Below are 24,503 nucleotides of genomic sequence, written 5' to 3'. Positions count from 1 at the left end.
TTACGGCTTACTGCCTAAAGCTTATTGCTATTTATATTCTTGAATTACATCTTCGATCACGTCTTCAATTGTGGGCTGATCTGCGATAATGATGTTTTTGGTGATTTTATGTAAAGCTTCTGCGGTGGTTTCTCCAATACAGAAACAAAGCTGTTTATTTATGGTGTTGTCTTTCAGATAACTTTTTACTCCAGATGGACTAAAAAACAAAAGTGCTTCTGGATTTGCTTTTATTTTTTGTGGCTGCAGTGTAGTTTCATAAACCTGAATTTCATTGAGTTTTATCCCGGCTTCTTTCAAAGCTTCTGGCAAAGTATCTCTTCTTAAGTTGCCGCTGAAAAAAGTATAACTTTCATTTCCATAAATCAAAGTGATAATTTCTGCCAAATCAGATGCGTAACCTGTATAAGCCACAACATTAAAGCCATTATCGCTTAAAAGCGTTTTGGTTTTAAGTCCAACGCAATACACATTTTTGCTTTTAAGTTCTTCGGATTTTGGATTTGATAAAACACTGTGAACGGCATTTTGACTTGTGAAAATCAGACTTTCGTTAAGGTCTTTTAATTCGAAAGGTTTGTTTTCTGTTTTAATGAAATCAGCTTCGATTACTTCGATGCCAATTTTAACCAACTCTTGTTTATGAAGAGGCGATAGTATTTTAGTAGATAATATCTGAATTGGGTTTGCCATTATTTTTTCAGGGATTCTTTAATCTTTTGCATTAATTCCGTTCCGCCATTGTTCAAGATTTCCTGAGCTGAGTTGAAACCTAGTTTTTTCCACTCCGAAATATCAACGGTTTTGTTGATTTCCAGTTTTTGTTTTCCGTCAATAGAAAGTAAAACACCTTGAAAATGCAAAGTATCTTCGTCCTCGTTATACGTTACTAAAGCTCCAATTGGGGCTGTACATCCGCCTTCAAGTGTTCTTAAAAACTGACGTTCGATATGTGTACAGATTTCTGTTTCAATATCATTTAGCTGAGAAAGAGCATCCAATGTATAATTGTCATTTTCCATTCCCACCACAAGCATTGCTCCTTGTGCCGGTGCCGGAATCATCCAATCTAAATTGATATAATTTTCTGGTTTTAAGTTGATGCGCTCCAAACCTGCAGCAGCAAAAACAGCTCCGTCCCAATTATTGTCTTGTAATTTTTGCATGCGTGTATTCACGTTTCCGCGTAAATCAACAACCGTATGATTTGGGTATTTATTAAACCATTGTGCCTGACGACGCAAACTTCCTGTTGCGATGGTACTTGGATTTGTAAAATCAGGATTTCCTTTATGAACTAAAATATCCAGAACATTGGCTCGTGGTAAAACAGCACCCTGAACGATACCTTTTGGTAAAGCCGTTGGAACATCTTTCATAGAATGCACCGCAATATCAATATCGCCATTGATCATAGCAATGTCAAGCGTTTTGGTAAAAATTCCGGTAATCCCTAATTCGTAAAGAGGTTTATCCAGAATAATATCGCCCTGAGATTTAACCGCAACAATTGAGGTTTTATAACCTAAATCGTTTAGTTTTTTCTCGACATTATGTGCCTGCCAAAGTGCTAATTCGCTGTCACGCGTTCCAATTCTGATTGTTTTTTCAGCCATGTTTTTTTATTTTTACCATTAAGGTATTAAGGTTCATTAAGCTTTACGTTGATTTTTTTCTTACCATTAAGAAAATTAAGCTTTGTATGAATTTAAGATTAATAAGTTTGAAAAGATTTTTAAACTTAATTCTCTTGGCAAAGATTGACTTAATTTTCTTAATGTCCTTAATGGTTCAATATTTTAATCTATTAATCTTGCAAAATGATCATTCACAAGAGGTTTCATTGATTTTGTGATATTTGTTGTGTTGAAATTGATTAATAAACCCTGAGGTCTTTGTAATAATTTCATATAAGTTAATAATTGCGCTTCGTGAATGGGCAATAGGTTTTCTATAGCTTTTAATTCAACAACCACACAATCATTAACAAGTAAATCAATTCTTAAATCTGATTCAAATTCAAGATCGTAATAATCAATTTTAACAACTAATTGTTGTTTTACATCGTATCCATTTCGTTCTAATTCATATTTGAGGCACTTTTCATATATGCTTTCTAAAAGTCCAGGTCCCAAAGCTTTGTGCACTTTTATAACAAAACCTGTAATTTCATAAGCCAATTGTGTAACCTCTTTTTTTGTCATAGAACTTTTTTGTTTTTTACCATTAAGGGCATTAAGAGAATTAAGCTTTTGTGTTGAATTTAAGATTATTAAGCTTTGCGTTATAGCGTTGCTTAATTCTCTTGACAAAGCTTGGTCTTAATTTCCTTAATATCTTAATGGTTTAAATTAAAAACTAAGATGCTTTTATTTTGAAGACTTTTTCGATCCATTCGATACTTTCATCGACCATAGTATCGTCGTCTTTTAAATGATTTGCAAAATGTGTAGTGATTTTTTGAATGATTCTGTTACTGATAATTTCAGCTTGCTCTTCATTAAAATCGGCGATTTTTTTGCTTTGAAAATCTAGTTCCGAAGCTTTAATAGCGTTTAATTTCTCTTTTAAAGCATTGATTGTTGGAGCGAACTTTCTTCCTTTCATCCAAGTAACAAATTCTTCTTTGATTTCTTCGATGATTGCTTCAGCAGCGGGAATATGTAATTTTCTGTTTTCCAAAGTTTCATCTGTCAATTGAGACAAATAATCCATGTGAATTAAAGTTACACCTTCTAATTCCTCAACGTTTTCATTTACGTTTTTCGGAATCGATAAATCCAGGATCAACAAAGGTTTTTTAAGATTTAAGATTGCTTTGTCAACCGTTGGGTTTTGCGCGCCGGTTGCTACAACTACAACATCAGCTTTTTGAAGTTCTAAGTGTAATTCAGAATAATCTTTAACAATAAGATTTAACTTTCCTGCTAATTTCTCTGCTTTATCTTTAGTTCGGTTGATTAAAGTGATATGCTCGTTTTTAGTGTGTTTTACTAAATTCTCACACGTATTTCTTCCGATTTTACCAGTTCCAAAAAGTAAAATGTTTTTGTTACTGATATCTTCAACATTCTTCAAAATATATTGTACAGATGCAAAAGAAACTGAAGTAGCACCAGAACTGATTTCTGTTTCCGTTTTAATTCTTTTGCTTGCCTGAATTACCGCATTTACCAATCTTTCCATAAAAGCATTGGCTAATCCCATTGATTTTGAATGCGTAAAAGATGTTTTTATTTGAGATATAATTTCGAAATCGCCTAAGATCTGACTGTCTAAACCAGTTCCTACGCGAAACATATGATTAATCGCTTCCTGATTTTTGTAAACGAAACCAACTTTTTGAAAAGCGTCTACAGATCCGTTACTATTATCGCAGATAAGTTTTATTAATTGAAATGGATGTTCGGCAAAACCGTAGATTTCGGTTCTGTTGCAAGTTGAAGTAACTAGTAAACTTTCTATTCCATCGTTTTTAGCTTGTTCCAGCAATCGCGTTTTGGCAACGGCATCCAAACTAAATTGACCTCTAACCTCAGCATCAGCTTTTTTATAACTCAGACCAACTGAGTAAAAATAAAGGTGTTTCGGTACGTTATTGTTTTCCATAAATTCACTTTCATAAAAGTGCAACAAAATTATTACTATAGCATTGATAAAAATAACGCTAAAAGTACTTTTTATGTCGCTGTATGTTTTTTTGAACCTAAATAGGTGTTTTTGAGTAAAAAGGACTACTTTTGTAGCAAAATCAACTCCTTTGAAGTGATTAGTTTAGAGTCGTTCTAAATAACATTTTGAGTTTGTTTTGATTTTCGTTTCAAAAAAATATCGCTATGAGTTCTCAAGAAGTTATAAAAATTGAAGACGACTTTACGCTGATTCGTTTTCAAAATGATGGTTCAGAACCTTTTTATGCACAGCACGAAATAATAGGTACGGGCCTGATACAGTTTCACTTCGGGATAAAAGGAAATGCAAAATTTTTATTCAATCAGGGCAGCTATGCTTTAGAATTGAAAGAGGAAAAATCACTTCTTTTATACAACCCACAAAAAGAATTACCGCTTAATTTAGAGCTGGCTCCAAACTCGTGGGCGATTTCAGTAATTGTATCGATTAAGAAATTTCACGCTTTATTTTCTGCCGAAGCCGATTATATCACTTTTCTAAGTCCGGATAATAAGGATAAGAAATATTATAACGAAGGAAATATCAGTCCGTCAATGGCAATTGTGCTGAGTCAGTTGTTTCATTACAATCTTCACCCATCCATAAAAAACCTTTATTATAAAGGAAAAGGATACGAATTGTTGAGTTTGTATTTTAACAGAACTGAAGATCCAAATGCAGAGCAATGTCCGTTTTTAATTGATGAAGATAACGTTTTAAAAATCCGAAAAGCCAAAGAAATTATCATCGCCAATATGGCTGAACCTCCGGGATTGCAAGAGCTGTCAGATGAAATTGGTTTGAATTTGAAGAAACTTAAAATGGGTTTCAAACAAATTTACGGCGATACGGTTTATGGTTTTCTGTTTGATTACAAAATGGATTTCGCTAGAAAATTATTAGACAGCGGTTCCTATAATGTAAATGAAGTGGGATTGAAAATTGGCTACAGCACAGGAAGTCATTTTATAGCGGCGTTCAAAAAGAAATTCGGAACAACACCCAAAAAATATTTAATGTCGATTAATGCGAATGTTTAATTTCAAGTTTTATTAAAATAATGGAAATTGGAATATTAGGAGATCATAAGGATTATATAGAAGAAAAATTTGAAGAAGTTTTGGTACGTTATAATCGATTTGGCAAAGATCTTTATAATGTAATTAAAGAGGAATTGCCAGATGTATTCAAATATTTAAAATACTATAGGACAATAAAGTATGGAAACATAGGTCAGCTTGAAGATAGTTACGCAACTTATAATGACGGAGATATTCTGTTTGCTATCCAATTAGAACCTGAGTGCGAAGTAATCTGTTTATATAATCGGGAAATTCACATTGAAATTAGCGATTGGAATAATAATGATTATTATAAACAGTCTATTGAATTTATAAAAACGGAATTTCTGAATGGAAAGATCTAATAAATCAATTTTAAATATTAAACAATAATTAAAAAGTAATAAATATCATATTTCGATAAAGTATCCTTAAATACTTTTGACGAAATTTTTAAAAACAAATAAAAAGCTTAAAGCAAGAAACAATAATGAAAGGTGTATTATTAGTAAATCTAGGATCTCCGGATAGTCCAACAACAAAAGATGTTAAACCTTATTTAGATGAATTTTTAATGGATAAATACGTGATCGACGTTCCGTATTTATTAAGAGCATTATTGGTTCGCGGTATTATATTAAGAAAAAGACCAGAAGAATCTGCGCATGCTTACGCAAAAATCTGGTGGGAAGAAGGTTCTCCATTAGTTGTTCTTTCAGAAAGAATGCAGAAAAAAGTACAGCCTTTAGTAAATGTTCCTGTTTCCTTAGCAATGCGTTACGGAAGCATGACCATCGAAAAAGGACTTCAGGAATTGAGCGATAAAGGAGTTACAGATGTAATGCTTTTTCCACTATATCCGCAATATGCTATGGCTTCTACTTTGACTATTTTAGTAAAAGCAGAAGAAATTCGCAAGAAGAAATTCCCGCACATGAAATTTACTGATGTTCCGGCATTTTACAATAAACCGGATTATATCAAGAATTTAGCCGATTCGATTCAAAAACATTTAGTTGGTTTTGATTACGATCATTTATTGTTTTCATACCACGGAATTCCAGAACGTCATATTCGCAAAACCGACGTAACTAAATCGCATTGTAAAATTGATGGTTCTTGCTGCAACACACCATCTCCGGCGCATGAATTCTGCTACCGTCACCAATGTTATGAAACTACAAGACAAGTCGTAAAATTATTAGGACTTCCTGAAGATAAATATAGTTTGACATTTCAATCGCGTTTAGCGGGAGATAAATGGTTGGAACCTTACACTGATGTTGAAATTGATAACATGCCGGCAAAAGGAATCAAGAAATTGGCAGTTGTTACACCAGCTTTCGTTTCAGATTGTTTAGAAACCTTAGAAGAAATCGCCATGCGCGCCAAAGAAGATTTTGAAGCAAATGGAGGAGAAGAGTTCCTGGCAATTCCATGTTTGAATGATGATGACGAATGGTGTCAGACGGTTTCTAACTGGATTAATGATTGGGCTAAATAGAAAATAGAAGAAAGAGTAAAGAAAAAAGACTTTATGATGGAATACTATAACTATCTAAAATCACTGCACCTCATTTTTGTGATTACTTGGTTTGCAGGTTTGTTTTATATTGTGCGTTTGTTTGTGTATCAAATTGAGGCAAATGAAAAACCTTCACCGGAAAAAGAAATTCTTCAGGCGCAATACAAAATAATGGCCTACCGTTTGTGGTACATTATTACATGGCCGTCGGCAGTTTTGGGGAGTATTTTTGCTTTTTGGATGTTGTTTTTCACAGAAGCAGGACATATTTGGCTTTCACAGTCCTGGATGCATGTAAAATTATGTTTCGTTTTTCTTTTATATTTATATCACGGAAAATGCCATCAGATTTTTAAGCAATTACAAAACGATGAGGTAAAATATACCAATAATTTTATGCGTTTATGGAATGAAGGCGCAACGATTATTTTATTTGCCGTTGTCTTTTTAGTAGTTTTAAAAAGTGCCATCAACTGGATTTTCGGCGTAATCGGAATCATTTTATTCTCGGTTTTAATTATGCTGGGATTTCGTTTTTACAAGCGTATACGAGAAAAAAAATAAAAAGAGTTTGCCACTAATTGCACTAATTAGCACGAATTTATTTTAAGCAATTATTGCCACAGATTAAAAGGATTATGAGGATTAAAAAAAATCATTTAAATCTTTTTAATCTGTGGCAAAAAAAAGAATTAGTGTAAATTAGTGAAATTCGTGGCGAAAAAACAAAAACTATGTTTAACAACTTCAAAATGACAATGCTTTCACTTCGTACCAGGATTTTCCTATCGATGATTGTATTGATTGTTGTGGCATCTTTTTTATTGGCTTCGATTTCGATTATTCAGTTTAAGACTGAGGCAAAAGAATACCATCAGGAACGTTTAGAAAGAAAAGAAAATGCGGTAAAAGAACACATCAATTATGTGCTTTCTACAACGACTTATCCGCTGAAAACCCAAAACTTAGATTTAATCTTCAAAGATAAAATTCACGAGTTAGCACAGATTCACAAAATCGAAATCAACATTTACAGTCTTGACGGAAAACTTTTAAAATCTTCCAAAGAGTCTTTTGCCGTTGATAAAATTGCTCCTCCAATTCCCGAATATATTTTAAAACTAGTTCGTTCTTCTATTGAAAAGCGTTTTGTAGATATTAAAACCATCGACGGAGTTAAAAATCGATCTTCATACAGTTTAATAAAAGACGAAAAATTCAAACCACTCGGAATTCTGAATCTTCCGTATTTAGAAGACGACGGTTATTATGATAACGAGTTGAATACTTTCCTGATTCGTTTGAGTCAGGTTTATTCTTTTATGCTGATTGTCGCTTTTGCTTTGGCTTATTTCCTTTCAACCTACATCACAAAATCACTAAAAACCATATCAGATCGTTTGGAGGAAACCAATCTGGATCAGAAAAACGAAAAGATTGTTTTAGAAGCCAACAGCAAAGAAGTCAATTTCCTTATCAAAGCGTATAACGGAATGGTTGACAAACTCGAAACGAGTGCTATTAAATTGGCACAAAGTGAACGTGAGGAAGCCTGGCGCGAAATGGCAAAACAGGTTGCGCACGAAATTAAAAATCCGCTTACGCCGATGCGATTAACGGTTCAGAGTTTCCAACGAAAGTTTGATCCGAATGATCCTGATGTGAAACAAAAGATGAATGATTATTCTGAAACCTTAATTCAGCAGATCGATACGATGACTTCGGTTGCTTCGGCATTTTCGAACTTCGCTTCGATGCCGGCTCAGCAAAATGAAACATTGAATGTTGTTGAGGTTGTCGAACTGGCTCTGGATATTTTCAACGAAGATTATATCTCTTTTGAAAAAGAAGAAGAAGAAATCATTTCTAAAATGGATCGTACACAGCTGATTCGTGTCATTACCAATTTGGTTAAAAATGCTACGCAGGCAATTCCGGAAAGTCAGTTTCAAAAGTCTATTATTGTTACCGTAAAACGACGCAACAACAATGTTGAAATCGCGGTAAAAGACAACGGAATTGGAATCCAGAAACAAGATATCGGAAGAATCTTCGAACCAAAATTTACCACTAAAACCAGCGGTATGGGACTTGGACTCGGAATTATCAAAAACATTATAGAAAATTACAAAGGAACAATTACCTTTGAATCAACTTACGGAAAAGGAACGACTTTCAGGGTTTCTTTGCCTATCACAAACTCATAAAACCAGTTGTTATGAACTACGAAAATATCTTAATTTCAATTGAAGAAAAAGTTGCAACCATTACCATTGACAGACCAACTAAGTTAAATGCTTTAAACAAAGCAACAATTAGTGATTTAAGTAATGCCGTTGAGTCATTATCTAAAAATGATGATGTTCGTGTTATTGTTTTAATCGGAAGCGGTGAAAAAGCTTTTGTGGCTGGAGCAGATATTTCGGAATTTGCTAATTATACAACTGTAGAAGGTGCACAATTAGCGGCAGAAGGGCAGGAGTCTTTATTTGATTTTATCGAAAACCTTAAAAAACCGGTTATCGCTGCCGTTAACGGATTTGCTCTTGGAGGCGGATTAGAACTAGCAATGGCCTGTCATTTCAGAGTAGCTTCAGACAATGCTAAAATGGGACTTCCTGAAGTAACTTTAGGATTGATTCCTGGTTATGGAGGAACACAGCGTTTACCGCAATTAATTGGAAAAGGCCGTGCGATGGAAATGATTATGACTGCAGCAATGATTACTGCCGAACAAGCAAAAGATTACGGTTTGGTAAATTATGTTGTGCCTCAGGAAGAATTACTTTCGTTTACAAACGTAATCGCTCAAAAAATCATTAAAAATGCGCCATTTGCAATAGGAAAAGCTATAAAAGCAATCAATGCTAATTTCAAAGATGGCAAAAATGGTTTCGATACTGAAATCAAATCATTTGGAGAATGTTTCGGAACACAGGATTTTAAAGAAGGAACAGCAGCCTTTTTAGAAAAACGTAAAGCTGAATTTACAGGAAAATAATTCTTTTTAACCGCAAAGTTCGCAAGGGATTACGCAAAGGACACAAGGAAATTTAAAAAACTTTGCGAACCTTGCGTAAATCTTTGCGACCTTTGCGGTTAAATAATAAACAAAGGTTTTAAAAACTTAGAACCTCAACATCTTAGAGCCTTAGCACCTTTAAAAAAAATGTACGAACCAATATTTGCCCTTTTTTGTGAACGAGTTAAAGAAAGCATCCAAGCAGGAACTTTCGCTAAACTTACTTTGGCCAAAACGATGGGCGATACTGAAATTAAAAATATCTATTTCCGCTTGGTTCTCAACGAAGACAATACTTTTTCTATTTCCTTAACTTCTCGTTATAAAACAGAAGAAATTGAAAGCATTCATACCTTAGATGAAGCGTTATTGGTTTTAAGTACTTACATCAAAAAGCCTTTTTTAACTGCACTTTTATTTACAACAGATAACGATGTGACTTTTAAAGTAAATAAAAAGAATGCCGGAAGTATTATCGAGCAGCCGCCGACATTTAAAAATGCTTCGCCGGTGATGCTTGAAATGATTGAGAAAGGAATTGTTTAAAATTAAACGATGGAGGAAATTAAGGAAATATTATGGAAGCAATTTGGAGCTGTAATAGATATGCTCGAGAGTTCAATCTTAGTGTGTCCTGAGAGTTTTTGGGATAAAAAAGATTTTTGGTATTCTGCTTATCACACCATTTTTTGGCTTGATTATTATTCATCTGTAAAACCAGACGAATTTTCTCCACCACAACCATTTTCTTTGTCTGAATTTGATCCAAAAGGAATTTTACCGGAAAGAATTTACCTAAAGGAAGAATTGCTTGAATATCTTGAGCATTGCCGTAAAAAGGTTTTCTTTTTAATTGAAGGACTAAACGAAGAAACTTCAAAAGAAAGATTCATCACAAAGAAGAAAAATTATAACAGAATTGAAATGATTTTATACAACATGAGACATGTTCAGCATCATGTTGGCCAGCTAAATTTATTGTTGAGACAAAATGTTGATACAGCAGGAAAATGGGTTTCACAAACTAATAAAAAATATTGATGTATGAATACTCTAAGAACCTCTTAGTTTATTTCTTGAAAACATCCCTCTAAACCAGCTTTACAAACAAATTAGAAGCAATTTTATTCGAAATAGATAATTCTCTTCCGTCAACTTTAATTTTGACTGATAAATCGAATGATTCTTTAGATAAAAACTCGATTTTAGACCCCAAAGCGATTTCTTGTTTATCGAGGTATTTCAAAAATTCTGATGAAGTATCTTTTACGCCTACACAAACTCCGGTTTGGTTTACTTCTAATTCAGATAAAAGCTGTTTTTCTATTTTAATGATTCGGCCGTTTGCATCCGGAATTGGATCGCCATGCGGATCTTCAGTTGGATTTCCCAGAAAATCATCCAGACGGTTAATCAGCTGTTCTGATTTAATGTGTTCCAGCTGTTCTGCAATATCATGAACTTCATCCCAGCTGAAATTGAGTTTTTCAACCAGAAAAACTTCCCATAAACGGTGTTTTCTTACGATCATTTTAGCAGCAAGTTTTCCGTTTTCTGTCAATGAAACGCCTTGGTACTTTTTATAATTAACCAAATCCTTTTCTGCGAGTTTTTTCAGCATATCTGTTACAGAGGAAGCTTTCGTTTCCATCATTTCAGCAATAGCATTAGTGCTTACTTCAGTTTCTAACGAAGCCGTAAGATGATATATCGATTTTAAGTAGTTTTCTTCTGAAAAGGTCATTTTTTTTCTTTTTGAGGGGCAAAGTTGCAAAGGTTCAAAGGTTCAAAGTCGAAAACCTTTGTTCCTTTGTAACTCTGAACCTTTGAGCCTTGTTTATTTAACAATCAACAAAGGTATAGAAATTTTATGTCTCAATTTATCTACCGTTGTACCGAAAAGAATATCTTTTAGTCCAGTGTGGCCGTGGGTTCCCATTACCAGAATATCGAAAAGTCCATTGTTTATGATTTCCGGAATTATCTTAGCTGGTTTTCCAAAACCAAGTTCAGTTTCAATATTGAATCCTTTTTCTGAAAGCATTTCTTTGTATCCTAATAATAATTTTTCGTCGATAGTAGTTTCATGATCGTGAACATGAGTGCCATACACTAAAGCACCTACTGTTTCAACAATATGGATTAATGTATATTTTGCATCCATTCCGCCCAACTCGAAGGCATGGTTAAGTGCAGCTTCATCGGCATGAGAAAAATCTACAGAAACCGCAATGTTTTTAACTTCCTGAGTTTTCTTTTGAGAAAAATGAAGTTTCAGGTTATGCGGAGAATGATTGATCGTTTTTGCTTTGAATTTAGCAATAAACGGTTTAAAAATAATATACAGCAATAATGCCGAAAATCCAAAAGCCAGCGGAACAACAGTAAACCATAACAAGGCTGGATTATTAGAAGTTTCGAGCCATGAAGTGATTTCGTCATAAACTAATTTTGCATTCAATGAAACAATGATTGAAGCAATAATCCACGATACCACCTGAGTAGTTTTAGAAATATGAAAACCATTCATTTTCGATTTGTCGCTCACAAAGTGAATCAGCGGAATAATAGCAAATCCCAATTGAAGGCTCAAAATTACCTGACTTAAGATTAATAATTTCCCGGTTATATCTTCACCATAAATGTAAATCACAATTAAGGCCGGAACAATAGCAATTAAACGTGTAATGATTCTGCGGACCCATGGCTGTATTCTAAAATGGAGATAACCTTCCATTACAATTTGTCCGGCCAAAGTTCCTGTAACTGTTGAACTTTGCCCTGCGGCAATTAAGGCAACGGCAAATAAAATCGGCGCCCATTTAGTTCCCAGTAAAGGCTCTAAAAACTGATGCGCATCCTGAATTTCGGCAACCTCAAACATTCCATTTTTATGAAAAGTAGCAGCAGCCAGAATCAATATCGCAGCATTTACAAAAAATGCGAGATTAAGAGCAATTGTTGAGTCAATAAGATTGTATTTCAAAGCTTGTTTGATTCCGGCAGGGGTTCGGTCAAATTTTCTGGTTTGCACCAAAGAAGAATGCAGATAAAGATTATGAGGCATTACCGTTGCACCAATAATTCCGATTGCAATATATAAAGCAGCCGAATTTGGAATAGAAGGCACAAGTCCGCCAATGATCTTGTGAATTTCAGGTTCAGCAAAAATCATTTCAAAAATAAATGAAAACCCAATAATTGCAACCAAAGCAATTATAAACGCTTCCATTTTTCGAATTCCCTTGTTAATCAAAAATAAAAGAAGGAAAGTATCCAGAACAGTAATTAAAACACCCTCAAGAAGCGGAATTCCAAATAAAAGATTGATTCCAATTGCCATTCCCAGAACTTCTGCCAAATCGCAGGCGGCAATAGCTATCTCTGCCAGAAAATATAAAATGTAGTTAATGTATTTTGAATACGTTTCTCTTGAAGCTTGAGCGAGGTCACGCTGCGTAACAATTCCAAGACGTGCACTTAAACTCTGCAAAAGCAGCGCCATTAAGTTACTCATAAGTAAAACCCAGACAAGGGTATAGCCAAACTGGCTTCCGCCTGCAATATCTGTTGCCCAGTTTCCGGGATCCATATATCCAACGCTGACTAAATATGCCGGGCCTAAAAAGGCTAATATTTTCCTGAATCCTGTTTTTTTATGTTCTGTAGCAACCGATTGGTTTACTTCTTCTAAAGATTTAGTCATTGTAAAAGTATTGTTTTAACAAATATATGTAAAAATTACATTCGCTGAACAATATTTTTAGACGAGCCTAAAAGTTAAATGTTAGAATTTAAACATTTTGGGCACAATCCTGAAAGTGTAAAGTTGATCTCGTTTACTTTATAATTGTGCGGCATAATATAGCTTGGTTTTACAGTTTCCAGACAGGTAATTTCATGACAGTTTTCACAGCTGAAATGTGCATGATTATGTATGTGCACACGCTGATGCGAATGATTGCATTTTGCATATTTTACTGTTCCGTCTAAATTGGATATTTTATGAATTACATCTTCATTTACCAAACGATCTAATATTCTATAAATTGTGACGCGGTCGCAGACATCGTTCAATTGTTTTTGAATTTCGGTGTGAGACAGTGCAGTTTTAGATTTTTCAAAAACCTCTAAAACGGCTGTCTTTGCTGTGGTGTTACGCGTGGCTTTCATTTTGTTTTTTGTATTAAAAAATTAAAGCAACAATGTTGCAATTGAATTTATTGTGTATATTTGCAACAAAATTGCATTAAGCAAATGTACGAGAAATGAAGAAAACTACCTCATCCTTTTACGATATTTTAGGAATTTCAAGCGCCTCAATTTGTTTGATCCATTGTTTGATTTTTCCAATTTTAACCATCCTTCCATTGGGCATAAGTCATAATCCAATTATCGATTTAGTATTTGCTTCGATAGGCTTATTTGCAATTCTCAAAATTACGAAAAAATCAAATCTTTTGGTTTCTTCAATTTTGATTGTTTCAATGTGTCTAATCTGGATTAGTATTTTGACAGATATTTTCTTAGAGATACATCTGGATTTAATATATTTTGGAGGAATTGGAATGATTACAGGGCATTTGATTAATTACAAATTTCACAGAAAACAAAAACATTAAAAGTATTAGTTATGAAACGAAATGATTTTGACGTTATTATAATTGGCGGAAGTTACAGCGGATTATCTGCCGCTATGAGTTTAGGACGTTCTCTGCGTCAGGTTTTAGTTATCGACAGCGGTCTGCCTTGTAACAAGCAGACACCGCATTCTCATAATTTTATTACACAAGACGGTGAAAAGCCTGCTGTTATTTCGGCGAAAGCCAAATTACAGGTTGAGATTTATAAAACAGTTCAATTTTTTAACGGACTTGCAGTAAAGGCATTTAAAACAGATAAAGGTTTCGAAATTATAACCAAGTCAGGCGATGTTTTTACTTCGAGAAAAGTATTATTTGCGACAGGAGTTAAAGATTTGCTTCCGGAAATTAATGGTTTTGCAGAATGTTGGGGAATTTCAGTATTACATTGTCCGTATTGTCATGGTTATGAAGTTAAAAATGAAAAAACGGCGATTATTGCCAATGGTGAAATGGGGTTTGAATATGCCAAATTGATTTCGAACTGGACAAAAGATCTCCGCTTATGTACCAATGGAAAATCAGAGCTAACTTCTGAACAAACTCAGATTCTTAAAAATCATGACGTTCAGATTTTTGAAGAACAAATTGAATCTTTTGAAAATCAAGAAGGTTATGTTCAAAATATTGTTTTCAAAAATCAGGATAAAGTTGAAATAAAGGCTATTTATGCCAGACCGCCTTTTGAACAGCATTGCGCAATTCCTGAAACTTTAGGCTGCGATCTTAACGAACAGGGCTTATTAAAAGTTGATGCAATGCAAAAGACAAATATCTCTGGAATTTTTGCAAGTGGAGATTGTACAACACCAATGCGATCTGTTGCTATTGCCGTTTCTACAGGTTCTTTTGCGGGAGCGGTGATTAACAAAGAACTTATTGATGAAGATTTTTGAGCTATAAACCCGACAGGTTTTTAAAACCTGTCGGGTTTTATTGAAAGAATTGCACAGCCCTAACTTTTGCTGGACGCTATTCAAATTTGCACAACATTTTTAACGGATTGAAAATGAAATGTTTTAAAAAACATGTTTCGGGATAAGTGTATGTCAAATTTAATTTTTAGTTTTGTCTAAAATTAATTTTAAAACAATGAAATATTTATTTTTGACAATATTAATAATAACATCTAAATGTATATATTCTCAAAATATATCAGGAAAAATAATCACAAATAGTCCTGTTGTGCAGGGAATTAATATTAGTTTGTTAAATACAAACTTTAAAACAAAAACCGATTCTTTAGGAATTTATCAGTTTCTAAATATTCCAAAAGGAACCTATAAAATACAAGTGACCTCTACAGGATTCAAACCTATAGTTCAAAGAATATCCCTTTTAGAAAATCAGGATTTGAATTTAGATTTTGAATTAGAAGAAGATCAAAACGAATTGAACGAAGTTGTAGTTTCGGGAACTTTAAAACCTGTAAAACGATTAGAAAGTGCTGTTCCTGTTGAGGTGTATTCTCCGGTTTTTTTCAAGAAAAACCCAACCCCAAGTATTTATGATGCGCTCCAGAACATAAATGGCGTTCGTCCGCAATTGAATTGCGGTGTCTGTAATACGGGAGATATTCATATAAACGGATTAGAAGGTCCATATACTTTGGTAATGATCGACGGAATGCCAATTGTAAGCAGTCTTTCGACGGTTTACGGTTTGTCTGGAATTCCAAATTCATTGGTTGAAAGAATTGAAATTGTAAAAGGTCCCGCTTCGTCTCTTTACGGAAGTGAGGCAGTTGGCGGTTTGATTAATATTATTACTAAAAATCCAACCAATGCTCCGGCTTTTTCTGCGGATTATTTTACGACTTCTTATTTTGAAAGTAATCTTGACTTGGGAATGAAGTTTAATGCAGGTAAAAAAGCAGTTTCACTTATCGGAATTAATTATTTTAACTACGATCAGGTTATCGATAAAGACAAAGATAATTTTACTGATGTCACGCTTTCTGAACGAATTTCGGTTTTTAATAAATGGAGTTTTAAGCGAAATCATAATCGCCTTTTTACCATTGCAGCACGCGGAATGTACGAAGACCGATGGGGAGGAGACATTCGCTGGGAAAAGAAATACCGAGGCGGTGACGAAATCTACGGCGAAAGTATTTATACCAAAAGAGCCGAATTAATTGGAAGCTACCAATTACCTTTTGAAGAAAAACTAATGTTTTCGTTCTCCGGAAATGTTCATTATCAGGACAGCCGATACGGAACGACATCATATATTGCCAATCAGAAAATTGGATTTGTGCAATTAACGTGGGATAAAAAAATTGGACGAAACGATCTGCTGGCGGGAATTGCAAGCCGATATACGTATTATGACGATAATACACCAGCAACTAAAGAGGCTGAAAATACCTGGCTACCCGGAATTTTTGTTCAGGACGAAATTACATTTTCTCCCAAAAGTCAGGTTTTGCTGGGAGCGAGATACGATTATAACTCGATTCACGGGTCGATATTTACACCAAGATTTGCTTATCGGTTTAAAGCAGACGAAAACACAATTTTTAGATTAAATGCAGGAACAGGATTTCGGGTTGTGAATCTATTTACCGAAGATCATGCCGCTTTAACAGGTTCGAGAGATGTTGTTATTAAAAATGACTTGAAACCAGAGAAATCAGTAAACGTGAATTTGAATTATATTCAGAAGATCAACTTTGGAAATGGAACATTTATGGGAATTGAAACAACAGCTTTTTATACCAGATTCAGCAACAAGATTATTTCAGATTATGAAACAAATCCAAACGAAATCATTTACAATAATATTGACGGTTACGCTTTAAGTCAGGGAATCAGCACGAATATTGATCTTAATTTTCCATCGGGATTAAAATTTATTGTGGGAGCAACGGTTTTAGATAATAAAAATGTCGAAAACGGAATTTCAGAAAGACCTTATTTGACTGAGAATTTTACAGGAACGTGGAGCATTTCATATAAAATTCAGCCTTGGGATTTATCAATAGATTATACAGGAAATGTTTACAGTCCAATGAAACTTCCTTTGTTAAGTGAAACAGATCCAAGAAGTCCAAAATCACCTTGGTATAGTATTCAAAACATTCAGTTTACCTATTCGGGATGGAAAGATTTTGAAGTTTATGGCGGAGTTAAAAACTTATTGAACTTTACGCCAAAACAAAATAATCCCTTTTTAATTTCGAGAACCAATGACCCGTTTGATAAAAATGTGCAATACGATTCAGCAGGAAAAGTATTGGTTACTCCTGATAATCCGTATGGTTTGACGTTTGATACCACTTATGTTTATGGGCAAAACCAGACTATTCGAGGATTTTTGGGATTGCGATATACTTTGAGATAACTGTTTAAACACATAGAAACATAGTTTAACTTTGTGTTTAAAGGCGTTTCACTTGCATTAATTCACATAGTTGCTATGTGTAGAAGCGAGCTTCTTTGTAATCTTTAAAATAGAAAAAAATCTATGTTTCTATGTGTTAAAACAATAACACAACTAAAATCAAAATGAAAAAGCTATTTCTATTAATCTTCTTCTTCGGGATTTCAGCAACGGGTTTCTGTCAGCTGAAAAACAATTCTTTTGAAGAAATAGACAGTTTACAGCAAATTCAAAAACGAAAAACCATTGTTTTCATTCATACCAACTGGTGTCAGTTTTGCCAAAGAATGAAAACAGCGACCTTCAAAAACCAAGAAATCATCGAAAAATTAAACTCTGATTTCTATTTCATTAGTTTCAATGCCGAAGAAAAACGAGATATTACGTTTAATAATCAAACTTTTAAATATCAGCCTTCTGGAAATAATGTCGGTATTCATGAACTGGCTTTGCAATTGGGAACTCAAGACAATCAAATTGCATATCCGGTTTTGTGTGTTTTGAATGAGAAAAATGAGATTGTCTTTCAATATTCAAACTATTTATCATCTAAAGATTTTAAAGTACTTTTAGAAAAACTACAAGAATAAATTTTTCTTATTTTTGAGAATGAACTCTTCGCAAATTAAACATTTCAATTATATCTTTACTGGAACAGGTCTTGCATCTTTAATGACCATTTACAAAATGGTTTTATCTGGAAAATTCACAGATAAAACTATTCTGCTGCTGGATCAGGATTTGAAGAAAACAAATGACAGAACCTGGTGTTTTTGGGAAAAAACAGAAAGTGTATGGAATCCGGTTGTTTCAAAAAAATGGGATTCGGCCTTGTTTGCCAATGAAAATTTTAAATGCAATTTGGATTTGAAGCCTTACACATATAATAAAATCAGCGGATTAGATTTTTATAATTTTGTTTTCGAAGCCATTTCAAATCAATCGAATATTACTTTTTTAAATGAAAAAGTAACGGATATCAACGAACTCGAAACACATGTTTTTGTTGGAACTGAAGAGAATCGATATACCTGCGATTATTTATTCAACAGCATATATACTAAGGCTTTCGCCGAAAGCCAAACGAAATATCCTGTTTTGCACCAGCATTTTACGGGCTGGTTTGTAAAATCAGAATCAGAAGTTTTTAATCCGGATGAGGCAACTTTCATGGATTTTTCGGTAGAGCAGAAAGGGAATACAAGATTTATGTATGTTTTGCCAGCTTCGAAAACCGAAGCATTGGTTGAATATACACTGTTTTCAGAAAAACTGCTTACTGCAGAAGAATATGAAAAGGAGATTCAACTGTATTTGAAAAAACTCGGAATTAATAAATTTGAAATTATAGAAAAGGAGCAGGGAAGTATTCCCATGACCTGTTACCCTTTTTGGAAAAAGAATACCAAACGGGTTTTAAATATTGGCACCGCGGGCGGATGGACAAAAGCCAGCACAGGTTATACGTTTAAAAACTCGGATAAAAAATCATCGGAATTAGTGGAATTTCTTCAAAATAATACTTCGGCTCCGCTCAGTATGAAAGCATTTCATAAAAAAAGCCGATTCTGGTTTTATGATTTACTTCTTTTAGATATCCTTTATCGTCATAATGAATTAGGAAGTACAGTTTTTTCATCTTTATTCAAAAAAGGAAATCCTGCTTTGATCTTTAAATTTCTTGACGAAGAAACAAACCTGGCAGAAGATCTTAAAGTAATTTTGAAATGTCCCAAACTGCCTTTTATTAAAGCATTGTTTCGTGTGGCTTTAAAATAATTTTTTTGTTTAAGAAGTCTTTTAGATTCCTAATTAAAGGAAAGAGCTAAAGGATGAAAAAATGTCTTATTTTTTGGTTTTAATAACTTTTTGGGGAGGTAATAAAAATAGGATAACATTTAGATTTGCCTTATATAATCGGTTATTAACGATAACGAATTAATGGGAAATCGTAAAAAAATAAAATTTGATAAAGAAACAGAAGTAATTGGTGAAATTTGTAAAGCACTGGGGCATTCGACTAGAATTCATATTATGACTCTTTTATGGAAAAAAAACAATAGAACTTGTGGTGAAATTGTCGAACTACTGCCATTTGCACAATCAACAATTTCTAAACATTTGCTGGAATTAAAAAAAGCAAATCTGGTAAATATAAAAAATAAAGGGAAAAAAATAATCTACTCTATCGAAGTAGATAAGATACAAATACTTAAAAAGTTTTTTGCCAATTTCATTTCAACAATTGATATTTCTGAACAGGATAAATCTACCGTTTTAAAAACCAGACATAAGGTAAAAGGAAGAAACAGCCATTTGAAGCAGTACAATTATGAATTTCCTCATAAGAAAATAAAAGATGATACACTTTAGATTGTTTGCGGCGTAATAATTTTCTTTTGATTTAAATTTTAATATTGAACTATAACAAAACTTTATACTTCAAATTAACTAGTTGCGAGTAAACTTTGTAACTTTGCAGATCAAAAGTAAAATTTTAAAAAATAAAAATATGTATCCACTAGACATGGTAAAACCAATGGAAGCTGAATTAACAGCTGCAGGTTTTCAAGATTTACATAGTGCTGAAGCTGTTGAGAATGCTATCAAAGCTGAAGGTACCACTTTAGTTGTTGTAAACTCTGTTTGCGGTTGTGCTGCTAGAAATGCACGTCCGGGAGCAAAAATGAGTTTACAAGGGGCTAAAAAACCAGATCACCTAATTACAGTTTTCGCTGGTGTTGACAAAGAAGCGGTTGATGCTGCAAGACAACACATGTTTCCTTTTCCTCCATCATCGCCATCTATGGCTTTGTTCAAAAACGGAGAATTGGTTCACATGTTAGAGCGTCATCATATCGAAGGACGTCCAGCTGAAATGATCGCTGAGAATTTGCAAGATGCGTTTAACGAGTTTTGTTAATTTAATAGGTTCAAAGTAACAAAGTTACAGAGATACAAAGTTTAGAAAAAGGGCTGTTTCAATTTTGAAACAGCCCTTTTTCGTTCTATATTTTGTTCCGTAGGAACATCCCGTCGATAGAAAATTATATTGTAGAAATGTTTTACGTTCCATAGGAACGTTTGACATCATTAGATAATTAAAAAAGGGAGTGATATACGTGTGTAACCTAATATTCTTATTTACCTTCTTATATATATAAATTTTGTTTTGCTCAATATTGAAATTAAGATAAAAATGGCAGGACATTCTGCCATGCAGTAACTTCTTCTGTTATAATATCTTTAATGCTATCATCATCAAAACCATCACATTTATGCCAATGGTTAGTATCGGCATTGTAATAAGCTATGTAGTTAAATGTAAAGTCGCCGTTTTCATAAGGTCTTTTTATTGAGACAAGATATGTCCTTGAAGTATGAGGTATATTTTGAGGGTAAACATTCCAATCCATATTTAGCAAATTTTTAAAATAAGATAGTTATTCTGTAGTTTGGAACTTATCTTTTAGTCGGTTTTCAATTTTAAATATTAAATTGAAGACAAAATCAAAGTAAGGATGAGAACTGTTTTTAGCAAAATCTTCCATTTGTAAAGCTTGGAAAGTCGGCATAATTTTTTGATTTATGGAAACTTCTTTTAATCCTGCATTTGGATTAAGGAGACTTCCTTGAAACATTATTGTTTCATCAGGTAAACTGGCAAGTATATTACTTGAATCAGCATGCGAAAATCCATTTCTCATTAATACACGAATAGTATCAAACAAATATATTTTTTCAGTATCTGAAATCAGTCCAAATTTCTTGCATCGTTCAATTGAATTACCCAAATCAATAGTTCCAAAATTTGTATTGGGTTCTTCAAAAGCTTCTGACCATTTATCAATTTCTATTGGCCCTATTCCAACATCATTATAAATCAATGTAAGTTTTAAAAGACGCTCTAACATATGATTTGTTAGGGTAATGGCTGCTCTATCAAGTTCAAGAATTAAACATTTATTTATCTCATAAATTAGAGTATTGAATTCACAAAATACTTCTAATCTAAATTCGAAATATTTAGAAAATTTTGGATAATTTTTATTCAATTTTTCTATGAAATTATGTTCAAATCTACTTTTTTCCATGTTTGTTTTCTTTATACTAAGATATTAAAATACATGAAGAAGGTTTAAATAAAAAAAAACACCTAGTAATGGATTTTTAATATTTCTAATTTATGCGTTCAATTAACTTTCAATTTTTATTTTATTTGCATCATTAGGTAATTCAATATATGCGTTTACATTATCCAAAATATTTCTAATTTCACCAATTGTCCTAGGATTAGCTAAAAATGCTTTGCTTTCCAATATAGAGACTTTTATACCAATCATATCTATATGGTTTGTTTCCATAAGTAATTTTTGTAGTAATGAAATTAGTTTATTTTTCATAATAGAAAATTTTAGATGTAATCACGGATTTTCACTATAATGTAATATTCCAGCTTCTAAAATTTGCCTAATAGTCTTTCCTTTAGAAATTTTGGAATATTCTTCAAAATAAGAATCATCAAGGTGTGCCATTATGATGTTAGAATTAGTAATTCCAGTTGGCAAATCTCGTAATTGCTTCAATGTTGAACAATCGTCATGGTTGCAGGATTTATCCATTATGTTATGTAAATCTAACCACAATGAATCATACTCACTCATGACTGGAAAAGTGTCTCTTATCTCATATTGTACTTTAGCTGAGGGCTGTAAATTATGTAATGGATCAAGTAATATTATCTGAAAAACATTATTTTCATCCCAGAAACCAATTATTCGTCCTGTAGCCTTGGATATATGGAATTGACAAAAAGGATATTCAATTTCATTCTTTAAGTAAACCGGATCTATCCAGTCAAATTCCGTTCTGGTAAGTGGGCATTTCTTTGATTCCCAATTTATTATATGATACCTATAGCCACCTTCAAGAACTTCTGACATTCCTGTGTATTCCATTTTAGAGGTTTGTCGCAGTCTTTCCAATACTGATGAAAACCATTCCATTCTAATATTGCTAAAACCAAATTTATCTATCTGCTTATAGAATTTAAAACCAAATGACCAATATAATTTACTAACGCTTGAATTATCTTTTGGCAATAAACGTGAATGCTCAGATGCTGGCTCAATTGGAACTAAACGTTTTTTGCCTTTATCATCATTTTTACGCGGCATTAATTTAATCGAGATTTAAAATATGATTCCATGATTTTTTCATCTAACTCAACTTCACATCTTTCTGAGGGTTTGAATCCCTTTCTAGCATTTATCCATGGCTCTTCCTGATGTGTTTTGCTTTCAAGATCTGTATCTGAAAAGCCAGCATACGTTTCTAAAACAACGTCTATGTGCTCTTTCACTTCGAGCGGTAATTTTGTAGTAATTTCAGTGTCTGAAAGATCGTCTAAATCAATTGTGGAATACATATATTTAGTATCTTTAAATCTATCATATATGGCTCTGTTAACTGGACCATGAATCCATGCTTGAAACTTACCATCGAAAAAACGAGTGCCATAAAAAGCAAGATGCCATGATTGAACATAGTATAATAGCTTTTGAAGTTTTAAATGATTTAAAGAACCACTTTCTTCACTTTTTAATCTGAAAATTATATAGTCACAGGCTTGATGTATAGTTATCATAGTAGTATATTTTTTAAAATCAATTTTTAGTTAATATGACTTTTTTCATTTAACTTTCCTTATATATTAAATAACTAATTCTTAAAATGATACATTCGGTAAATTATCATTCACAGCTTTCGTTTTTATGAATGCTTTTTTCATCCAGTAGGCAACAAATATTTTTGGCACATTAAATTTAGCGGCTGTATTATCTACAAATGAGTAATCTACAAACTGGTTTCTTTGTCCGAATAACCATTTCCTTAATCCATCCCCATTGAACAGATATTCGTATGCAAAAGAATTAGCCTCTTGTTCCTTTTTATTTATTTTAGATTTCGGAAGATCTAAATTTCCTTCAAAAATTTCATCATTTCTATGCTTAATGACATGCCCAAATTCATGGAATAATGTATACCATGCAGTAGCTAAACACTTTCCTTTGTCAGATATTTGAACTAAAGGTTTTCCGTCAAACCATCTTACCGCACCGTGTACTGTTTTTTCCAAATAAGGTGTATAAACAAGACCAACACCAAACTCTCTTAATATATTTGGTATACTTAAAAAGTAATTTGCATTACTTAATTGTTTTTTCCAAACATTTGAATTAATCCAATCCAAAAATAATTCTTCACTATAATCCGGCAAATCTAGTTTATAAAAGTCTAATTCGCCTCTTTTTAACCAAGCATATAGGTTTAGATTGTCTGGTACAAAATTAGAAATTCTATATAAGGCGATATTTTTCTGAACTTCTTCAAATATATTTTTTTCATTTTCTATGCCCAAAAAGTCCGAAATATCGCCCAAAAGATCAATACTTGAAGTAAACTCTCCTTTTAGTAAGCCATCTATTCTTTTAACCTTTTTGTATATACTTATATTTTCTTTGTAGTCTACTAATGCTTTCTTCTTTGATTCGTTATAATTTTTTTGAAATGAAATTAAATATTCGATCAATTCTCTTTTTTGTAAAACACTACAAATGTTTCCAATTTCTTTTTTATTCAGTTTTTCAATTGCTGTTAAATTGGAAGTAGTCCATCCCATTGCATCAGAAATGTGCACAAAATCAAAATCATTAGCAATACATATATCTTGTATTTCCATTGCTACGGTATTGAAATATGTCATAGGGTTTAGCACCTCTACTTTATTCATTATTTCCATCACTTTTTGTAATCATGTTTGTTAACATCATGAACATATATCTTAGATATTTGATCAAATTGTCCTGTCCAATCTTTTGTAAGACAAAATGTTTCAACACCAGTTGAGTCCGACACGTAGAAATTAAAAAATTTTCTGTATGCATCTTGAACTCTGACTTTTAATATTAAAGATTCCTTATCGGGTGTTCCGGATTTCAACTGTATTTTGTTGTCGTTAGAAACAGTTAAATTATAGATACTAGCATTGGGTGCACTTAATAATTTGTTGTGCACTTTCACAGCAGCACTCATCAATTTTGAATCAAATCTTCTGCCAAAATTCTTCATTGATTGTCTATCAGCTGGATTCAATACTAAATCCCTGTAGCAATTACAATCCTTGTTATTTTCAA

The 24,503-nt window shown here is 33.0% G+C and carries 28 protein-coding genes; 15 read left to right on the top strand and 13 right to left on the bottom strand.

The window, feature by feature from the left end:
- Positions 1-27 precede the first annotated feature (27 nt).
- From FJOH_RS04935 to hemA, 4 genes are all read right to left on the bottom strand, one after another.
- Complete coding sequence (locus FJOH_RS04935) at positions 28-693, bottom strand: uroporphyrinogen-III synthase (protein ID WP_012023032.1); 666 nt, start codon at positions 691-693, stop codon at positions 28-30.
- On the bottom strand, positions 693-1,616 hold the full coding sequence (gene hemC, locus FJOH_RS04930; RefSeq protein ID WP_012023031.1) for a hydroxymethylbilane synthase: 924 nt from the start codon (positions 1,614-1,616) through the stop codon (positions 693-695). Before hemC ends, FJOH_RS04935 begins: the two co-directional genes overlap by 1 nt.
- Before the next feature lie 183 nt (positions 1,617-1,799).
- Complete coding sequence (locus tag FJOH_RS04925; RefSeq protein WP_012023030.1) at positions 1,800-2,204, bottom strand: GxxExxY protein; 405 nt, start codon at positions 2,202-2,204, stop codon at positions 1,800-1,802.
- Positions 2,205-2,358: 154 nt separating this feature from the next.
- Positions 2,359-3,609: a glutamyl-tRNA reductase gene (gene hemA / locus FJOH_RS04920; protein WP_012023029.1), complete on the bottom strand. Its 1,251-nt coding sequence runs from the start codon at positions 3,607-3,609 to the stop codon at positions 2,359-2,361.
- Between the two features lie 227 nt (positions 3,610-3,836).
- Here hemA and FJOH_RS04915 point away from each other — a divergent pair, with 227 nt between their 5' ends.
- The 8 genes from FJOH_RS04915 to FJOH_RS04880 all read left to right on the top strand — a co-directional run bounded on the left by FJOH_RS04915 (position 3,837) and on the right by FJOH_RS04880 (position 10,321).
- Positions 3,837-4,712, top strand: a complete 876-nt coding sequence (locus FJOH_RS04915; RefSeq protein ID WP_012023028.1) for an AraC family transcriptional regulator — start codon at positions 3,837-3,839, stop codon at positions 4,710-4,712.
- A 20-nt stretch (positions 4,713-4,732) separates the two neighbouring features.
- Entirely contained in the window at positions 4,733-5,098 is a 366-nt protein-coding gene (locus tag FJOH_RS04910) for a hypothetical protein (RefSeq protein WP_012023027.1), read from the top strand.
- Positions 5,099-5,223: 125 nt separating this feature from the next.
- The gene (gene hemH / locus FJOH_RS04905) at positions 5,224-6,237 is read left to right on the top strand and encodes a ferrochelatase (protein WP_012023026.1); all 1,014 of its coding nucleotides are present in this window, start codon (positions 5,224-5,226) and stop codon (positions 6,235-6,237) included.
- A 36-nt stretch (positions 6,238-6,273) separates the two neighbouring features.
- The gene (locus FJOH_RS04900) at positions 6,274-6,822 is read left to right on the top strand and encodes a CopD family protein (protein ID WP_044047508.1); all 549 of its coding nucleotides are present in this window, start codon (positions 6,274-6,276) and stop codon (positions 6,820-6,822) included.
- Positions 6,823-7,049: 227 nt separating this feature from the next.
- Complete coding sequence (locus FJOH_RS04895; protein WP_012023024.1) at positions 7,050-8,465, top strand: sensor histidine kinase; 1,416 nt, start codon at positions 7,050-7,052, stop codon at positions 8,463-8,465.
- Between the two features lie 11 nt (positions 8,466-8,476).
- On the top strand, positions 8,477-9,259 hold the full coding sequence (locus FJOH_RS04890; protein WP_012023023.1) for an enoyl-CoA hydratase/isomerase family protein: 783 nt from the start codon (positions 8,477-8,479) through the stop codon (positions 9,257-9,259).
- 168 nt (positions 9,260-9,427) lie between these two features.
- A complete protein-coding gene (locus tag FJOH_RS04885; RefSeq protein ID WP_012023022.1) occupies positions 9,428-9,826 on the top strand; it encodes a hypothetical protein in 399 nt (132 codons plus the stop codon).
- Positions 9,827-9,835: 9 nt separating this feature from the next.
- Positions 9,836-10,321, top strand: coding sequence for a DinB family protein (locus FJOH_RS04880; protein ID WP_012023021.1), 486 nt, complete (start codon positions 9,836-9,838; stop codon positions 10,319-10,321).
- A 49-nt stretch (positions 10,322-10,370) separates the two neighbouring features.
- Here the strand turns inward: FJOH_RS04880 and FJOH_RS04875 are convergent, their stop codons facing one another.
- From FJOH_RS04875 to FJOH_RS04865, 3 genes are all read right to left on the bottom strand, one after another.
- On the bottom strand, positions 10,371-11,024 hold the full coding sequence (locus tag FJOH_RS04875) for a metal-dependent transcriptional regulator (protein ID WP_012023020.1): 654 nt from the start codon (positions 11,022-11,024) through the stop codon (positions 10,371-10,373).
- 93 nt (positions 11,025-11,117) lie between these two features.
- Positions 11,118-12,986 (bottom strand): Nramp family divalent metal transporter, encoded by a 1,869-nt coding sequence (locus FJOH_RS04870; protein ID WP_012023019.1) that lies wholly within the window; start codon positions 12,984-12,986, stop codon positions 11,118-11,120.
- A 74-nt stretch (positions 12,987-13,060) separates the two neighbouring features.
- The gene (locus FJOH_RS04865) at positions 13,061-13,453 is read right to left on the bottom strand and encodes a Fur family transcriptional regulator (RefSeq protein ID WP_012023018.1); all 393 of its coding nucleotides are present in this window, start codon (positions 13,451-13,453) and stop codon (positions 13,061-13,063) included.
- 95 nt (positions 13,454-13,548) lie between these two features.
- Here FJOH_RS04865 and FJOH_RS04860 point away from each other — a divergent pair, with 95 nt between their 5' ends.
- From FJOH_RS04860 to FJOH_RS04830, 7 genes are all read left to right on the top strand, one after another.
- A complete protein-coding gene (locus FJOH_RS04860; RefSeq protein ID WP_012023017.1) occupies positions 13,549-13,902 on the top strand; it encodes a MerC domain-containing protein in 354 nt (117 codons plus the stop codon).
- Positions 13,903-13,913: 11 nt separating this feature from the next.
- On the top strand, positions 13,914-14,819 hold the full coding sequence (locus tag FJOH_RS04855; RefSeq protein ID WP_012023016.1) for an NAD(P)/FAD-dependent oxidoreductase: 906 nt from the start codon (positions 13,914-13,916) through the stop codon (positions 14,817-14,819).
- A gap of 196 nt (positions 14,820-15,015) precedes the next feature.
- Positions 15,016-17,268 carry a TonB-dependent receptor gene (locus FJOH_RS04850; RefSeq protein ID WP_012023015.1) on the top strand — a complete coding sequence of 751 codons (2,253 nt, stop codon included), beginning with the start codon at positions 15,016-15,018 and terminating at the stop codon, positions 17,266-17,268.
- Positions 17,269-17,432: 164 nt separating this feature from the next.
- The gene (locus FJOH_RS04845; RefSeq protein ID WP_012023014.1) at positions 17,433-17,897 is read left to right on the top strand and encodes a thioredoxin family protein; all 465 of its coding nucleotides are present in this window, start codon (positions 17,433-17,435) and stop codon (positions 17,895-17,897) included.
- Positions 17,898-17,916: 19 nt separating this feature from the next.
- Entirely contained in the window at positions 17,917-19,086 is a 1,170-nt protein-coding gene (locus tag FJOH_RS04840) for a lycopene cyclase family protein (protein WP_012023013.1), read from the top strand.
- 162 nt (positions 19,087-19,248) lie between these two features.
- A complete protein-coding gene (locus tag FJOH_RS04835) occupies positions 19,249-19,680 on the top strand; it encodes an ArsR/SmtB family transcription factor (RefSeq protein WP_012023012.1) in 432 nt (143 codons plus the stop codon).
- Positions 19,681-19,819: 139 nt separating this feature from the next.
- Entirely contained in the window at positions 19,820-20,230 is a 411-nt protein-coding gene (locus FJOH_RS04830; RefSeq protein WP_012023011.1) for a BrxA/BrxB family bacilliredoxin, read from the top strand.
- A gap of 265 nt (positions 20,231-20,495) precedes the next feature.
- Here the strand turns inward: FJOH_RS04830 and FJOH_RS04825 are convergent, their stop codons facing one another.
- The 6 genes from FJOH_RS04825 to FJOH_RS04800 all read right to left on the bottom strand — a co-directional run bounded on the left by FJOH_RS04825 (position 20,496) and on the right by FJOH_RS04800 (position 24,100).
- Entirely contained in the window at positions 20,496-20,723 is a 228-nt protein-coding gene (locus FJOH_RS04825) for a hypothetical protein (protein WP_044047504.1), read from the bottom strand.
- Positions 20,724-20,750: 27 nt separating this feature from the next.
- A complete protein-coding gene (locus tag FJOH_RS04820) occupies positions 20,751-21,401 on the bottom strand; it encodes a hypothetical protein (protein ID WP_012023010.1) in 651 nt (216 codons plus the stop codon).
- 102 nt (positions 21,402-21,503) lie between these two features.
- Positions 21,504-21,710, bottom strand: coding sequence for a hypothetical protein (locus tag FJOH_RS04815; RefSeq protein ID WP_044047503.1), 207 nt, complete (start codon positions 21,708-21,710; stop codon positions 21,504-21,506).
- Between the two features lie 21 nt (positions 21,711-21,731).
- A complete protein-coding gene (locus FJOH_RS04810; RefSeq protein WP_012023009.1) occupies positions 21,732-22,484 on the bottom strand; it encodes a hypothetical protein in 753 nt (250 codons plus the stop codon).
- Complete coding sequence (locus tag FJOH_RS04805) at positions 22,484-22,954, bottom strand: Panacea domain-containing protein (protein WP_012023008.1); 471 nt, start codon at positions 22,952-22,954, stop codon at positions 22,484-22,486. Before FJOH_RS04805 ends, FJOH_RS04810 begins: the two co-directional genes overlap by 1 nt.
- 81 nt (positions 22,955-23,035) lie before the next feature.
- Positions 23,036-24,100 (bottom strand): ImmA/IrrE family metallo-endopeptidase, encoded by a 1,065-nt coding sequence (locus FJOH_RS04800; RefSeq protein WP_159436626.1) that lies wholly within the window; start codon positions 24,098-24,100, stop codon positions 23,036-23,038.
- Between the last annotated feature and the right edge of the window lie 403 nt (positions 24,101-24,503).

Source organism: Flavobacterium johnsoniae UW101 (assembly GCF_000016645.1).
GTDB lineage: Bacteria > Bacteroidota > Bacteroidia > Flavobacteriales > Flavobacteriaceae > Flavobacterium > Flavobacterium johnsoniae.
This window is presented reverse-complemented; position numbering and strand designations above follow the sequence as displayed.

Bases quoted from the DNA above. Each gene is read 5' to 3' on its own strand.
- FJOH_RS04850 (WP_012023015.1), top strand. From the start codon at position 15,016: ATGAAATATTTATTTTTGACAATATTAATAATAACATCTAAATGTATA.
- FJOH_RS04835 (WP_012023012.1), top strand. From the start codon at position 19,249: ATGGGAAATCGTAAAAAAATAAAATTTGATAAAGAAACAGAAGTAATT.
- FJOH_RS04915 (WP_012023028.1), top strand. From the start codon at position 3,837: ATGAGTTCTCAAGAAGTTATAAAAATTGAAGACGACTTTACGCTGATT.
- FJOH_RS04900 (WP_044047508.1), top strand. From the start codon at position 6,274: ATGGAATACTATAACTATCTAAAATCACTGCACCTCATTTTTGTGATT.
- hemA (WP_012023029.1), bottom strand. From the start codon at position 3,609: ATGGAAAACAATAACGTACCGAAACACCTTTATTTTTACTCAGTTGGT.
- FJOH_RS04845 (WP_012023014.1), top strand. From the start codon at position 17,433: ATGAAAAAGCTATTTCTATTAATCTTCTTCTTCGGGATTTCAGCAACG.
- FJOH_RS04855 (WP_012023016.1), top strand. From the start codon at position 13,914: ATGAAACGAAATGATTTTGACGTTATTATAATTGGCGGAAGTTACAGC.
- FJOH_RS04865 (WP_012023018.1), bottom strand. From the start codon at position 13,453: ATGAAAGCCACGCGTAACACCACAGCAAAGACAGCCGTTTTAGAGGTT.
- FJOH_RS04875 (WP_012023020.1), bottom strand. From the start codon at position 11,024: ATGACCTTTTCAGAAGAAAACTACTTAAAATCGATATATCATCTTACG.
- hemC (WP_012023031.1), bottom strand. From the start codon at position 1,616: ATGGCTGAAAAAACAATCAGAATTGGAACGCGTGACAGCGAATTAGCA.
- FJOH_RS04895 (WP_012023024.1), top strand. From the start codon at position 7,050: ATGATTGTATTGATTGTTGTGGCATCTTTTTTATTGGCTTCGATTTCG.
- FJOH_RS04880 (WP_012023021.1), top strand. From the start codon at position 9,836: ATGGAGGAAATTAAGGAAATATTATGGAAGCAATTTGGAGCTGTAATA.
- FJOH_RS04805 (WP_012023008.1), bottom strand. From the start codon at position 22,954: ATGATAACTATACATCAAGCCTGTGACTATATAATTTTCAGATTAAAA.
- FJOH_RS04890 (WP_012023023.1), top strand. From the start codon at position 8,477: ATGAACTACGAAAATATCTTAATTTCAATTGAAGAAAAAGTTGCAACC.
- FJOH_RS04870 (WP_012023019.1), bottom strand. From the start codon at position 12,986: ATGACTAAATCTTTAGAAGAAGTAAACCAATCGGTTGCTACAGAACAT.
- FJOH_RS04815 (WP_044047503.1), bottom strand. From the start codon at position 21,710: ATGAAAAATAAACTAATTTCATTACTACAAAAATTACTTATGGAAACA.
- FJOH_RS04910 (WP_012023027.1), top strand. From the start codon at position 4,733: ATGGAAATTGGAATATTAGGAGATCATAAGGATTATATAGAAGAAAAA.
- FJOH_RS04840 (WP_012023013.1), top strand. From the start codon at position 17,917: ATGAACTCTTCGCAAATTAAACATTTCAATTATATCTTTACTGGAACA.
- FJOH_RS04820 (WP_012023010.1), bottom strand. From the start codon at position 21,401: ATGGAAAAAAGTAGATTTGAACATAATTTCATAGAAAAATTGAATAAA.
- hemH (WP_012023026.1), top strand. From the start codon at position 5,224: ATGAAAGGTGTATTATTAGTAAATCTAGGATCTCCGGATAGTCCAACA.
- FJOH_RS04860 (WP_012023017.1), top strand. From the start codon at position 13,549: ATGAAGAAAACTACCTCATCCTTTTACGATATTTTAGGAATTTCAAGC.
- FJOH_RS04935 (WP_012023032.1), bottom strand. From the start codon at position 693: ATGGCAAACCCAATTCAGATATTATCTACTAAAATACTATCGCCTCTT.
- FJOH_RS04925 (WP_012023030.1), bottom strand. From the start codon at position 2,204: ATGACAAAAAAAGAGGTTACACAATTGGCTTATGAAATTACAGGTTTT.
- FJOH_RS04825 (WP_044047504.1), bottom strand. From the start codon at position 20,723: ATGGATTGGAATGTTTACCCTCAAAATATACCTCATACTTCAAGGACA.
- FJOH_RS04800 (WP_159436626.1), bottom strand. From the start codon at position 24,100: ATGAATAAAGTAGAGGTGCTAAACCCTATGACATATTTCAATACCGTA.
- FJOH_RS04885 (WP_012023022.1), top strand. From the start codon at position 9,428: ATGTACGAACCAATATTTGCCCTTTTTTGTGAACGAGTTAAAGAAAGC.
- FJOH_RS04830 (WP_012023011.1), top strand. From the start codon at position 19,820: ATGTATCCACTAGACATGGTAAAACCAATGGAAGCTGAATTAACAGCT.
- FJOH_RS04810 (WP_012023009.1), bottom strand. From the start codon at position 22,484: ATGCCGCGTAAAAATGATGATAAAGGCAAAAAACGTTTAGTTCCAATT.